Origin of the sequence: Roseivirga sp. BDSF3-8, from assembly GCF_041449215.1 — a bacterium.
In the GTDB taxonomy this organism is placed as follows: Bacteria; Bacteroidota; Bacteroidia; order Cytophagales; family Cyclobacteriaceae; genus JBGNFV01.
In genome coordinates this window covers 1,096,482-1,110,094 of the sequence record NZ_JBGNFV010000001.1, presented here as the reverse complement: position 1 = coordinate 1,110,094, position 13,613 = coordinate 1,096,482, and the positions used below count along the sequence as shown (strand labels likewise).

At 48.0% G+C, this 13,613-nt stretch carries 7 protein-coding genes; 3 read left to right on the top strand and 4 right to left on the bottom strand.

Going from position 1 to position 13,613, the window contains the following annotated elements; genetic code table 11:
• Positions 1–166: 166 nt before the first annotated feature.
• The 3 genes from AB9P05_RS04415 to AB9P05_RS04405 all read right to left on the bottom strand — a co-directional run bounded on the left by AB9P05_RS04415 (position 167) and on the right by AB9P05_RS04405 (position 5,094).
• On the bottom strand, positions 167–961 hold the full coding sequence (locus AB9P05_RS04415; RefSeq protein WP_371907599.1) for a GIY-YIG nuclease family protein: 795 nt from the start codon (positions 959–961) through the stop codon (positions 167–169).
• Positions 962–2,395: 1,434 nt separating this feature from the next.
• Positions 2,396–3,088 carry a hypothetical protein gene (locus AB9P05_RS04410; protein ID WP_371907598.1) on the bottom strand — a complete coding sequence of 231 codons (693 nt, stop codon included), beginning with the start codon at positions 3,086–3,088 and terminating at the stop codon, positions 2,396–2,398.
• On the bottom strand, positions 3,085–5,094 hold the full coding sequence (locus AB9P05_RS04405) for a glycoside hydrolase family 65 protein (protein WP_371907597.1): 2,010 nt from the start codon (positions 5,092–5,094) through the stop codon (positions 3,085–3,087). The genes AB9P05_RS04410 and AB9P05_RS04405 overlap by 4 nt, the downstream gene beginning before the upstream one ends.
• Before the next feature lie 402 nt (positions 5,095–5,496).
• On the opposite strand from AB9P05_RS04405, the gene AB9P05_RS04400 reads away from it, so the two are divergent.
• Genes AB9P05_RS04400 through AB9P05_RS04390 form a run of 3 tightly spaced genes read left to right on the top strand, consistent with a single transcriptional unit; the run spans position 5,497 to position 12,152 of the window.
• Positions 5,497–7,611 carry an N-6 DNA methylase gene (locus AB9P05_RS04400; protein ID WP_371907596.1) on the top strand — a complete coding sequence of 705 codons (2,115 nt, stop codon included), beginning with the start codon at positions 5,497–5,499 and terminating at the stop codon, positions 7,609–7,611.
• Positions 7,608–8,858, top strand: a complete 1,251-nt coding sequence (locus tag AB9P05_RS04395) for a restriction endonuclease subunit S (protein ID WP_371907595.1) — start codon at positions 7,608–7,610, stop codon at positions 8,856–8,858. The genes AB9P05_RS04400 and AB9P05_RS04395 overlap by 4 nt, the downstream gene beginning before the upstream one ends.
• Positions 8,859–8,888: 30 nt before the next feature.
• Positions 8,889–12,152, top strand: a complete 3,264-nt coding sequence (locus AB9P05_RS04390) for a type I restriction endonuclease subunit R (RefSeq protein ID WP_371907594.1) — start codon at positions 8,889–8,891, stop codon at positions 12,150–12,152.
• Positions 12,153–12,206: 54 nt separating this feature from the next.
• Here the strand turns inward: AB9P05_RS04390 and AB9P05_RS04385 are convergent, their stop codons facing one another.
• Entirely contained in the window at positions 12,207–13,565 is a 1,359-nt protein-coding gene (locus tag AB9P05_RS04385) for a hypothetical protein (protein ID WP_371907593.1), read from the bottom strand.
• Positions 13,566–13,613: the final 48 nt, after the last annotated feature.

Genomic DNA, 13,613 nt, shown 5'->3' with positions numbered 1-13,613 from the left:
GTAGAATTAGGATGCCGCGGATCTTTTTCACTGTTTGATAAATTCATAGCTTAACTGAGAAGGGTCAGAGAAGATAGTATCATACTTTAAGTGAAAATCACTTGGGCCAGAGGGGGGCGATGCTTGCGCCACAGGGGCTTGCTCCAAGTGGGAGTAGTGTGTAAATCTATACAAATTCGCTCATCCTTTCCTTTATTGCGTTCATTTGTTCCGATTTTAGGTTAAACCATTCCCCACGTTCTTTTTGGTGAAAAAACATCTTATGAAGCTCTTTTTCAACTTTTCGGGGAGCAGGCCAAATTGAAATTAAAAATACCTCCGGCTCCTCTCCCTGGAGAGTTTTTTCTCTATATTTAGGTTGTATACTTGTGCCTATTTTTGTTAATCCATTTCGCTTATTCAGCATTAAGTAAATATAGTTTTCATTCTCATTTGAGACTTGATCTTCATGTCTATTCCCGAAAAATTCTCGTAGAAACTCTACTTTGTCAATAAAATTGATCTTCATTACTCCTTTGGCTGAAGGAGATATTATAATCGAATCCTTTCCTTTAAACCTTGCCATCTCTTGAGAAGAAATTGTGAAATAATTCGCCTTCTCTAAAATCGATCTTGTGAATTGTTGGAAGGTATTGAAAGTATCAATGAAATCAAGATGAGGGAACTCTTGTGATAAATGCATTGCAAAGAAAAAAACTATCTTATCCCTTTGATGATGATCAATAGTCATGTTTAAGAAAAGTCCCTTTAAATCTTTATATCCATTTATGTATAATAACTGATAAGTTATTGTTTCAGTGTTATCTGCAATTCTTAGCCCAAAGCACTCTTTACTTAACCCTACAATGACGTTGTTGATATTATGGTCATTTGTAACATCATTCATATCAAAAATAGTCTGCCGATCAGCTCTGAAGCACAGTTTGTAAAATTCTTCTAATGCTTTACTTTTTTTACTCATTGTATTATTCAGCTGTTTTTCTAGTACAAGGTGGTTTAAATTACAAATTATCCCGTATGCTAAAAAGCGATCTTATATTTTAGTCTTTTACTTTTTTATAAAAGGATAGATTTGGATTGAATCAATAGCTGTGCCCCCACTTAGTTCAAGGGTCCCCTTGGACTAAAACTTGCAGGCTGTTGGTAGTTATCTCTGAAAGTAGGGTATCCGCTACGGTCTGCATGCTGCACTCTGGGGAGTGCCTGGCACAAGCGCGATGCTTGCGCCAGAGGGGGGACTATTACATCATCAGACAGTAATCCCTGAGCCAGGATAGCACTTTGTATCTTTAGTCGTAGTAAAATTCCAGCAGCTTTTTCAAATCACCTCCATCAACAGTCAGTTTGATCAGGTTACCGTTGGCATTATATCTCATTTTGTATTTGTCTAAACTATTGTCCGTCATTTTATTTATCCTACCGTATTTGTCATACGAAAACGTATAGGAACCCATCGATCCGCTACCTTGAATCCCCATTTTAATAACCCTGTCTTTTTTGTCGTATTCGTAGCATTTTACATTCGCCGGATATTTTGACTAGTCGCATTCTTTATCTTTAATGCTATCCTTATATATGCCACCAGACGGCATGTAGTATGGTATGTCAAAATTTCTTTGGCAGAAAAATATGTCAACCCTGGTTTCAGATAAGTTAACGATTTCTGAGTTCATAAGCGTGTCAGTCTTAAACTCATATCCCGGGTTCTGATTATCGTGAAGGACAACCGTTAATTTCACTACTCCATCCGCTGTCTGCTTGGTAGCCGGGAAGGAACAGGCAGTCAAAATGATAACCGATATAATAAATAAGTATCTCAAATCAATTTTTGTAAATCAATCAAGGGTTAGGCCAATCAAAGGTAATCCAAATGTAGCATACCCCAAAGCTTAGGAAATTAGGCCCCCACTTAGTTCAAGCATCCGCTTGGACTAAAACTTGCAGGCTGTTAGTAGTTATCTCTGAAAGTAGGGTATCCGCTACGGTCTGCATGCTGCACTCTAGGAGTGCCTGGCACAAGCGCGACGCTTGCGCCAGAGGGGCAGTTTTAACCCTGAATGATTCCTTAGCTTGACGGCTATGGCCAGATGGGGGACTCAGTAGTATTCAATAAAACGTTCAATTATATTGAGAGGCTTGTTATTTACGGATACTACTTTATAAATCCAGTTATTGTATTTATCGTATTTGTATTCGTATTGGACTTTGGAAGTAATATTATTTTGTTCGTTATATCTCGATACTAATGATATATCCCCATTTTCATTAAAAAAGTAACAGGATTTAATAAATAACCCTTCTGATAATAAAAGCGACTCTTTTATCTGACATTTATCGTTATACTTATTAAGTAATTTACTGATTAATATTCCTTCACTATTATATGTAAGGCTTTCTATTTTTCTGTTAAAGTCAGTAAATTTAGATACATTTTTTTTGAAATAGAACCCGTAGAATCATAGTGATTCCATACCACTGTATTAAAGTGATCTAAAGTATCAGTGTAGTAATCAGCCCTTTTAATTATTTTTTCTCGGTGATCTAAAATGATAATCTTCTTTAATTCACCTGCAAAATCGTAATAATTCTTTGCATGGTATTTTATTCTTCCTGAGGAAAAGAATTTTCTTTCGAATAATGTTCTGCTTTTATTAAAAATTTCTTCTTCAATTAAAGAATCGCATGGCTTAAATGTTTTGGAATTGACTTTTTCTTCCTTACCGTTGTAATGATGCTCATAAAATAGTTTACATTTACCACTAAAATCGAAGTGCTTTTCTTCAATGATATCACCTAGGGTATTGAATTTAATTTCAATCACAATTGAATATGTATTTTTTTTACCTTTATAGGTTTTTCCATCAACTTTAGTTGCTTCGTATTCTGTTTCTCTTATAAATTTTATAGGGCCTGAGTATTCATTATATTTGATACATTCTTGATCAGAATTAAATGGATTAGACCAATTAAAAAGGCCACTAAGTTTAATGCCCTGTAAGTGTTTTGCAATATTTAAGCTATCGGATATTAATCCTGTAATTGCAGCAATGATTATAACTACTGCTGATATTTTTATTCCTTTTATCATTTTTTGTTGATTTTAACCTCAACCCCATCCCACTCCTCCGGTACTCTTTTCTTCTCCTGCACTAAGCCTTCATCCGTGATATTAAGGCCGGCGAAGCCGACTAGTACCGCTTGGAGCATGCCGCCGGCGCCGGTGGCGAAGTAGGGGTTGGTGCCGCCTGCGGTTTCGGAGAGTACGCCGAAGGGGGGTACTTGGTTGGGGCGGTAGCTTTTGAGGAAGAGGTCGTAGGCTTTGTCCATGTTGCCGAGGCGGGCGTAGAGGAGGGAGAGGACGCTGTTGCCCATGGCGGGGCCGTCGGGGGCCATGCGGGGTTCGTAGTAGGCGAGGTCTTTGCGAATCTGTTCCTCATCGGTGATGAACTGGAGGGGGTAGGCGAGGAGGTTTACGTCTGCCTGCTTGATGGTGACGCCGTGGTAGGTGGCGTTTTCGCGTGTGGTGCCGTCGGCAAAATGCAAAATCGGGATATTATCGGCTACGTGGGCCCAGTGGGGGTCTGCTTTTATGTCCAGGGCCTCGGCGGCCTGGGTGGCGTAGCGCAGTACGGTTATGGCCATGGCGTTGGTAAAGGCATTGTTGTCTATGTTTTCTTCCCATTCATTGGCGCCGATCACATTATTGATATTATACTTTCCGGGACCCTCGCGCTCGACGCGGCTGGTCCAGAACTCGGCCGCAGCTTCCAGCACGGGGTAGCCGCGTGTACGGAGCCATTCTTTATCGCCGGTGCGCTGGTAGTACTTCCAGAAGGCCCAGGCGACGCTGCCGGTAATGTGGTGCTGAAAGGGTCCGGTTAGTGCCCAGACGGGGGTATCTTCGCTGCCGTCTTCGCTGCTCTCCCAGGGGTACATAGCGCCGTCATAGCCATGGGCAAAGGCATTCTGCTTTGCCATTTCGAGGCGCTGGTAGCGGTACTCCAGCAGGCTCTTGGCAATCTCGGGCTGCAGCATGAGCAGGGGCGGAAACATCCACAGTTCGGTGTCCCAGAATACGTGGCCGTTGTAGCCCAGCCCGCTGAGGCCCATGGGGGAGAGGCTGTAGGCGGTGCCTTGGCGGGCAAAACTGTACAGGTGGTAGAGGGCGGAGCGCACATCTTTCTGCACCTGCAGGTTGCCTTCTATGATGATGTCGCTCTGCCACAGGTCGTCCCAGGCGGCGGTGTGGCGGGCCAGGAGGCGCTCGGTGCCTTCGAGCATGGCGAAGATGGTGAGGCGCTCGGCTTCATTGAGGGGGTCGTTATAGTCGGCGGTACTGGTGGCAGAAGAGACGACTGCAAAGCGGTAGGTTTCGCCCCGGCGCATTTGCTTATGAAACTTGGCGAGGTGCATATTATAGTCCCAGTCCTCGTGTATAATATGGGGCTCCTGCCCGTGCGGCTCGGTAAAGATGAAGCTGTTGCTGGCGGCTACTGTGTGCTTGCCGCTGGGGCTTTTGCCTACGCTGCTGAGCAAGGGGATCCTGACATGGGGCCGGTCTATCTCGCTGTAGGTATTGCGTACGTCGCTGAGGTGATTGGGCGCGTGTATCACGCTCATGGGCGTTATGTTGACGTCCTTCCTGGCGGTTATCTCCACGATGCTGAGGGCGGTGTAGGGGAGGTGGCGCAGGCTCATGAGCTGGTGGCTGACGGTTACTTTGTCCTGTACATGGAAGGTGGTGGTGAGTATGGCCTGCTTCATGTCCAGCACCTGGGCGTAGTTGCTGATGTGCTGCCGACCTACACGGCGGCCGTCTACATCCAGGTTCATGTTCACGTGGTTAAAGCTCTTCAGGATGTTGCTTACCCGCCCGCGCTGGTACTCGTCATACACGCCATTGAGCACCACGTCGCTTACCTGCATGGGCTGCGGACTGCTTACCAGGCCCACCATGCCGTTGGCGACGGTGATGCCGTAGTAGTTATTGGGGTCTATGTCCTTTGCTACAATGTGCCAGGGGCTTTTCTCAGGGGTTTGGGCCGGTAACAGCGTGCTGAGGCTCAGGCCAAGGAGGGTAAGGAGTGCTCTCATACGGGTTGGGTTGTGTTTACCGTAATAAGATAAGGAGACGGGGGGTATTGGCAAAGTAATTTTACTTATAGCGAAAGCCACACCTTGTGCTTCCGGCTGATTGTAGCAAGGTGGACTTTGTTTGTACTGTAGTCTCATGCTGAAACAGGATTCAGACATGCCATTTTGACTCTCTTATGAGACAGCGGGCAATTTCGCGATAGAGGTATGCGAGCCTCCTTTTTACTTGAATGTATTCATTCAATAAATGAATAGTATCGAATAGTGCGCCAAAAGGGCTTTATTTGTATTTTAATTGATAAATAGGTGGTTAATGAGAAAGTAAATCATTCTAAAACTGGGTGAAAATATTACTAAAAAGTATATTTATGCTTTCAATGAGCATGAGATGCGGCTTAGTACATGACTAACGAAGAACTCAAACAACTGGAAGACAAACTCTGGGACGCGGCTAACCGCCTGCGTGCCAGCGGTGGCATCAAGGCCAGCGATTACGCGGTGCCGGTGCTGGGCATTATCTTCCTTCGCTTTGCGGATAATCGCTACCGCGAGCATGAGGAAGAGATTGAGACTCTCTACGAACAGTCTAAAAACAGCCGGGCCAGGCGGAACAGGGAAGATATTGCCATTGCCAAATGCGGCTTTTACCTGCCCCCGCAGTCCCGTTATGATCACCTGCTGCAGCTTAGGGATAAGGAGAGTATGGCGGAGGCGCTGCGGGAGGCGATCAAGGGCATAGAGCAGTACCAGGACGAGAGTTTTCGTGACCTGGTGCCCCACGAGGCCTATTTTGCTATTGAAAAAAAGAATAATGAGTTGCTGCCCGGTCTGGTGCGTGCCTTTTCTGACATTCCACAGGATGCCAGCGGCGATATTTTCGGCAAAATATACGAGTACTTCCTTGGCAAGTTTGCCCTCAGCGAAGGGCAGAAGGGGGGCGAGTTCTTCACGCCCACGTCTGTGGTGCGGTTTATCGTAGAAGTGCTGGAGCCGTACCACGGCACCATTTACGACCCTGCCTGTGGGAGTGGGGGTATGTTCGTGCAGTCGGCCTCCTTCCTGCGCAAGCGCCAGCACAACCCGCAGGAGCTATATGTATACGGACAGGAGCATATTGGCGAAACCGCCCGCCTGGCCAAAATGAGTCTCATTGTTAACTCACTGCGGGGCGACATCCGGGAGGTAAACAGCTACGAAAGTGACCCCTTCGGCAGCCTGGGTAAGTTTGATTTTGTGATGGCCAATCCGCCGTTTAACGTGAAGACGGTAAAAGAAAGCACTGTCAAAAAGGATCCTCGCTTTACGGCCTACGGCCTGCCCAAAACCAAGGGCAAGAAGGATGACCGCATCAGCGATGCGAACTATCTGTGGGTAAACCTCTTTGCCTCTTCTCTCAATGAGCAGGGGCGCGCCGGTTTCGTGATGGCCAACTCCGCCTCGGATGCCCGCCTTACGGAGTACCAGATCCGAAAGCGCCTTGTAGATAGCGGCATAGTAGACTGCATGGTCAGTATGCCCGCTAATATGTTCTACACTGTGACCCTGCCCGCTACCATCTGGTTCTTTGATAAAAGCAAACAAGGCACGGAGCGCGAAGGGAAGATCCTGTTCCTGGATGCCCGCAATGTGTACCGGCAGGTAGACCGTGCCCACCGCGACTGGACGGAGGAGCAGCAGCTAAACCTTGCTACTGTGGTGCGCCTGTACCGTGGCGAAACCGAGCGCTTTACTGAGCTTATTGCCTCTTACCTGCATCGTGCGGCTGACATGCTGGCCGGGGCGGGCCAGGCTCATGCTGCTCTGGATAGCTTGGTGTCAAACATAGCTCAAGCGCTAAAGCCGTACGCCGAAGCGAACAAAGCCAAGGCTAAGCCTGCCAAACGTAAAAAGCTCCTGGAAACGGACTTTTACGAAGAGCTGGCACGCTGGCAGCCGGCTGGGGTGGATGAGCCGAAAGCTATGCCAACTAGCGAGGTTATTTCTGCGCCGGAAGATAACGAAGCCCAGCACGCTGAGGCAGAGGAACTACGGAAACACGCGAGCCTGCACAAAGCCCGGTTGAAGGCTCTGAAAACAGATGTGGAAAGGCTAACTATGCTTTGGAAGGTTGCGGATAAGTACCTGAAGCAGAAAAACGATAAAGCATGGAAGGACAGCTCTCTTCAGGCGGCGCATAAGTCGCTGGACGAAGCCCTGGCTCTATATGCGGCCAGGGTGGAGCAGATTGGCTACTGGTACCAAAGCATGCACTGGCTGCAAAAGCGCTTTCCCGATGCTACCTACCGTGATGTTACGGGCCTCTGCAAAGTGGCTCACCCCCGGGAGTACGCCGAAGAGCAGGACTACTCGCTTAACCCCGGCCGCTACGTGGGTGTGGACATGGAGGGTGATGACATGACGGAGGAGGATTTTATCGATATACTGAAAATAAAGCATCAAAAATTTATGATGTTCTCAAAAATGGCTATGAAGCAAGAAGAAATAATAGAGGATAATATATATAGCATAATAAAATGAGTTGGCAATATTTAAAGTTAGGAGATGTCATCTCCCTCAAGCGAGGTTATGATTTGCCAGCAAATAAACGGGTCGAAGGTGAAGTTCCGGTGATTTCCTCTTCAGGTACATCCGGTTGGCATTGTGATTATAAATGTGACGGTGAAGGCGTGGTTACAGGCCGGTACGGAACATTAGGTGAAGTCTTTTATGTAAATGGTCAATACTGGCCCCTGAACACTACATTGTATGTGAGTGATTTTAAGGGGAATCACCCAAGGTTTATATTTTATTATTTAAAAACAATTGGTTTAGAGCGGTTTAATGGAGCTGCTGCGGTTCCAGGTCTTGATAGAAATATTCTTCATAGAGTTAAGGTTAAGTTTCCAACTCAGCTCTCAATACAAAGGAAAATTGCCAGTACGCTTTCCGCTTATGATGAACTGATTGAGAATAACAATCAGCGCATTAGCCTGCTGGAAGAAACTGCCGAAGAGTTGTACAAAGAATGGTTTGTGCGTATGCGCTTTCCCGGCTATCAGGAGGCTTCTTTCTTAAATGAAAATGGTGAAGAAGTGCCATATGGTACTGAAGGTGCTTTGCCGGAGGGGTGGGTATTATCACCACTGAAAGATTGGTTTTCGTATTCACGAGGTAAATCATATCGCTCCGAAGACCTAAGTGGCGTGAATGGAATACCATTTGTTAACTTAAAGAATGTAAATAGACAAGGTGGATTTAGGTATGATGGCACTAAATTCTATTATGGTAAATATGCTTATAAAAATATTGTAGGTCCAAATGATGTAATAATGGCCGTCACTGATATGACTCAGGAACGGGAAATTGTTGGTAGAGTTGCAAGAATCCCTGAGGGAGCATTTGAACTAGGGGTAATGTCAATGGATTTAATAAAAATTACATCAGATGAATATTCTAACCTTTTCGTTTATTCATTTTTTAACTATTCAAATATTGGTCATGTGCTAAAGGAATTTGCTAATGGCGCTAATGTATTACATCTATCACCTGATGTAGTACTCTCGTATAAAATGTTGATGCCTCCAACTTCTTATACTAATGAATTTACTGATATAACCGAACCTATTTTCAAAGAAATAGACATTCTCTCCCAAAAAAACCAACTCCTGCGCGAGACCCGCGACCTGCTCTTACCGCGGCTTATGAGCGGCAAACTGGATGTAAGCCGCATCAGTGAAGACCAGCATGAACGGCGGCGGCAAGTAAAAGAAACCGCCGTAGCCTAACGCATCTTTCCAAATCTATCCCTATCTGCTATGGCCCATCTATACGAAAGCGACATAGAAAACGACAATATCAGGTTTGTAGAAAACGAACTTCAATACAAATTTATCAATGCTGATAACCGGGCACTTCTTGGCCGTAAGCGCCTGAAGGACGTGGTACTGCCTGACAGGCTGCAGGCTGCCCTGCAAAAGCTTAATCCCGACGTGCCTGCCGAGTCCATTCGTCAGTGTATGGAGGAGCTTACCCGCAGCCGCGCCGGTATGGAGCCTGTGGCGGCCAACCGTGAGGTACACTATTTGCTGCTACAGGGCTTTGCTGTAAAAGTGCTCCGCAGCCAGGGCAGGGAAGAAGATGCTTACGTACGGATCATTGACTTTGATACGCCCGAGAACAATGACTTCCTCATTGTGTCTCAGCTCAGTATCAAGTACCTGAACACGACCCAGACCCGGCGGCCCGACCTGCTGCTGTATGTAAATGGCCTGCCGCTGGTGATGCTGGAACTGAAAAACGCAACCGAGAAGGTCAGGCGGGGCTATGATGATAATCTTATCAACTACAGGCGGGACATTCCGCAGCTCTTTTGGTATAATCTTTTTGTAGGCATCAGCAACGGCATAGAAACCCGGGTTGGTGCCTTCAGTGCTTTATGGGAGCACTTCTTTCACTGGAGTAAGCTGCAGGATTTTACCGATAACCCGGGGCAGCCCGGCCGCCTGGAGGTAGAAGAGGAGGGAAGGACCACGGCCCGCCCCATAAGCCTGCAACGGCTTTGCGAAGGCCTGCTCAACCAAAAGACGCTTATTGACTACCTGGAAAACTTTGTGCTCTACCACCGTGGGCGCAGCAAGATCATCGCGAAAAACCACCAGTACTACGGGGTAAACAAGGCGGTAAAGGCACTGCATGGGCGTGACGATAGCGGCAGGCTTGGGGTATTCTGGCACACCCAAGGCAGTGGTAAGTCTTACTCGATGATCTTCTTTACCCGTAAAGTGAGGCGGCGGGTGCCCGGCGACTGGTCTTTTCTTATCATAACTGACAGGCGGGACCTGGATGAACAGATCTACCGCAACTTTACCGATACCGGCACCATTCGGGAGATACCTAAGGGCAGCCACAACCCCTACCGGCCTTACACGAGCACTCAGCTCCGGGACTACCTCGCTGATAACCGCGACTACCTTTTTACCCTTATCCATAAGTTTCAGCTACCACAGGGCAAAACCTTCCCTACTCTGAGTACCCGCAAAAGCTGGGTGGTGATAGTGGACGAAGCGCATCGCACGCAGTACAAGAGCCTGGCGGAGAACATGCGTACGGCCCTGCCTCATGGGCAGTACATTGCGTTTACGGGTACGCCGCTGCTGAAGGGTGAGCTAACGGAGGAGTGGTTTGGCCGCTATGTGTCTGAATACAACTTTGCTCAGAGCATAGAGGACGGTGCCACGGTGCCGCTGTACTACAAGAAGAGTGTGCCGGAGGTGGAGCAGGTGAACGAGGACCTGGTAGGGGAGGCGGCGGAAATACTGGAAAGGGAGGACCTTGATGATGAGCAGAGGGGCAAGCTGGACAGGGAGTATCACCAACTGCTGGAGGTGGTGCGGCGGCCGGACAGGCTACGGGCGATTGCGAGGCACATGGTAGGGCATTTTCCCTACCGGCTGGATCAGTATAACGATAAGGGGGAGCGGCGCCCTATGAAGGCGATGGTGGTGTGCATAGATAAGTTTACGACGGTGCGTATGTACGACTATGTGCAGGAGGCGCTGAAGGAGGAACTAAAGCGGCTGACGCGGGAGATAAAAGAGACGGCTGACCCGGGGGTGAAAACGCGGAACAGGCTGGCGATCAAGTTTATAGAAGAGAGCAAAATGGCGGTGGTGATAAGCCAGGAAGGCAGCGAGGAGGAGGAGCGGAAGAGGTTTGACGAGCAGGGGCTGGACATTCGCCCGCATCGGGCGCTGATGGAGGATGCAGACGCAAACGGGCAAAATATAGAGGACTACTTTAAAGATCCTGCGAACCCTTACCGGATCGCGTTCGTCACCTCCATGTGGCTTACGGGCTTTGATGCCCCGGCGGTAAGCACTCTGTACCTGGACAAGCCGATGCAGAACCACACGCTGATGCAGGCGATTGCCCGGGCTAACAGGGTGATAGAGGGAAAGGATAATGGGCTCATCGTAGACTACTTCGGGGTGTTTCGTAAGCTGACGAAAGCGCTCGCGAACTATGCCGAAGGCTCGAAAGGCAAAAAGAAGAGGGGGGAAGGTGAGCACCCAGGTATGCCGGTAAAGGAGATAAGTGAACTGCTGGACATGCTGGAAGAGGCGATACAGGAGGCGAAATGCTACCTGCTGGGCCTGGGCATAGACGTGGACATCATCCTGCAGCAAAATGAAAAGGGCTTTGCGCAAATAGCGCTCTTTAAGGATTATGCGGAAAGGGTGCTTGAAAAGGACGACTACCGCAAGCAACTGGCCCTGTATGTGAATACGGTCAATAGCCTGTATGACAGCGCACGGCCCGAAATCTACAGCTACCCCCGCTACCGTCGCGACCGCGATGCCTTGCAGTACCTGCGCCAGGTGGTGGAGCGCCACCGTGACATAGATGAGGTGCTGGATGCGGTACGCGAACGAGTGGATGACCTGCTGGACCGCAGCGTGCTGGTAAAGGAAGATGGTAAACGGCCGGAACCTTATGTCTATAATATTGCGAATGCGGAGGCGATAGACCTCAGTGACATGAACTTTGGCAAGCTGCGCATGGCTTTCCTGCAGGAGCGGCACCCCCGGCTGGCGTTCGCAGACCTGAGGGAACTGCTGGAAACGAAGCTAAAGCAGATGATGGCGCAAAATGCCAGTCGCGTTACGTTCCTGGAACGCTTTGAAGATATCATACACCAGTATAATACCGGTCACGAGGACATCGCCGAGCTGTATGAGCTGCTTGCCGGGCTTGGCGAAGACCTCACGGAAGAGCAACAGCGCGCCAGAAAGGAGGGCCTTACGGAGGAGGAGCTCGTATTTTTCGACCTGCTCATGATAGACGGCCTGAGCGAAGCGGAGCGGGATGGGGTAAAGAACACTGCTGTGGCCCTTACGGAAGCACTACCCTCCGTCACTATCCTAAACTGGCACAAGGACAAACGGACGCAGCTACAGGTAGTGGGAGCTATTGGGACGGTTCTGAACCAGGGTTTGCCTGAGAGATACGATGAAAAGCTTTTTGAGGAGAAGGTGGGGGGTGTGTATGAGTGGCTGTTGGGCCGGGTAAAGAGTAAATAATATCATACTAAAATTCTGACAGGCTGAGTAGTCAGGTTAAGCATAAATTCCCTGTCAAATATCTACGGTAAGGGTCCCTTTCCCCTTGACAACGCCATCGCAATTGATAAGCAGGTAGGTGTAGGTGCCGCGTGCGAGTATCAGCTTTTGGGCCCGGCCCACTACCATGTTGTCTACGGATACAGCACCATGTGGTTCTCCCTGCTTATGTACCTGCATCAGGTAGCCAGACCAGTTACTTAGTAGCTCTTCCGGCAGGTCTACATCATGCTTACCCTTCTCGGCGAGCCAGTCAGGGCGCCCCTTAGTAAAGCGGGTAGGGGGGTGATGAACCTGAATATCTATCCCGATTACATGTACGGGGTCTACCAGGGAGTTACCTTCATCATCCAGCAGCACCGCTGGTTCAGTGATATTGTGGTAGTGTAAGGTCTTTCTATACCAGTCATGCAGTTGCGTGCTATCCGGCAGCCAGTTCATTCTTTCCTGATCTACCGTAAGTATGTCCTGTCCGGTAAGGGTTTTTAATTGGATGCCCATAGGTCTGTTTGAAGCATCACCATATTCATTAATATGGCTATAACCAGCATGTATCAATACTTTGCCTTCTTTATCTTTTTTCAGGGTGTTTTCATAAATATTAATTGCTGATATAGAATCTCTCTCGTTATTAGTTCTGCCACCTTCGTCATAACTTATCAAAGTATAACCAAGACGGATTGCTTCTCTCACCAGATTAGCAAATACAGGATCTTTGGTATAATATCCTGTTGTCATAAGAGGGTATTTGACACCATGCAGTTCTTCATTGCTTGCCTGGAATGTCTCAAGAGCCAGGTAGCGATAACCCTGCTTATATAGGGGTGCCAGTAGCGACTTTGTAAACTGCCGGTGCTGGCTGCTGAAGTGTGCTTCATTAATAAGGGTAAAGTGATGTTGGTGCGCTTGTTCCACAATATAGGTGCGCGCATCTGCCACCTGTGCCTTACGCAATATCGAGTCTGCATATGTCGGCTGGGTATAGCGCATTATTTTTAGGAAGGTTTCCAAATCAGACCGCTGCTCATCCGGTATTGATGTATCTGAAAGCCTTTTCAAATATTGTTGCTCGATTTTCGCCATTTCTTCGGCGGGAGGGGACTCTATTGTGACCTCTTGATTGTTTGATCTCTCGGCAATAACCGTGTATTCCAGAGCTGTTCTATAGTCGCCTGCAAAGGTGCTGGCTACGGCGTAAAGCTCTGGGTTGCTTTTAAAGTTTTCATCGCAAAACTGCGCTATGTATTCTATCTGCAGGGTGCTATCTGCCTGACGTACCTCGGAGAAAGTTACGTCTGAATGATCGGAGGTGCCATTGCATGCCAGCAGGCCACAGACAAGTAAACTACTGCCAAGTGCACGTATAAGGGTCATAGCTACATTTTGAAGGTTTGGCGTACAGGTCTTCATTTTCGCGAAATA

What these genes read in the sequence shown, in the direction of transcription:
- AB9P05_RS04415 (WP_371907599.1), bottom strand. Translation starts at nt 961, where the DNA reads ATGAGTAAAAAAAGTAAAGCATTAGAAGAATTTTACAAACTGTGCTTC.
- AB9P05_RS04410 (WP_371907598.1), bottom strand. Translation starts at nt 3,088, where the DNA reads ATGATAAAAGGAATAAAAATATCAGCAGTAGTTATAATCATTGCTGCA.
- AB9P05_RS04405 (WP_371907597.1), bottom strand. Translation starts at nt 5,094, where the DNA reads ATGAGAGCACTCCTTACCCTCCTTGGCCTGAGCCTCAGCACGCTGTTA.
- AB9P05_RS04400 (WP_371907596.1), top strand. Translation starts at nt 5,497, where the DNA reads ATGACTAACGAAGAACTCAAACAACTGGAAGACAAACTCTGGGACGCG.
- AB9P05_RS04395 (WP_371907595.1), top strand. Translation starts at nt 7,608, where the DNA reads ATGAGTTGGCAATATTTAAAGTTAGGAGATGTCATCTCCCTCAAGCGA.
- AB9P05_RS04390 (WP_371907594.1), top strand. Translation starts at nt 8,889, where the DNA reads ATGGCCCATCTATACGAAAGCGACATAGAAAACGACAATATCAGGTTT.
- AB9P05_RS04385 (WP_371907593.1), bottom strand. Translation starts at nt 13,565, where the DNA reads ATGACCCTTATACGTGCACTTGGCAGTAGTTTACTTGTCTGTGGCCTG.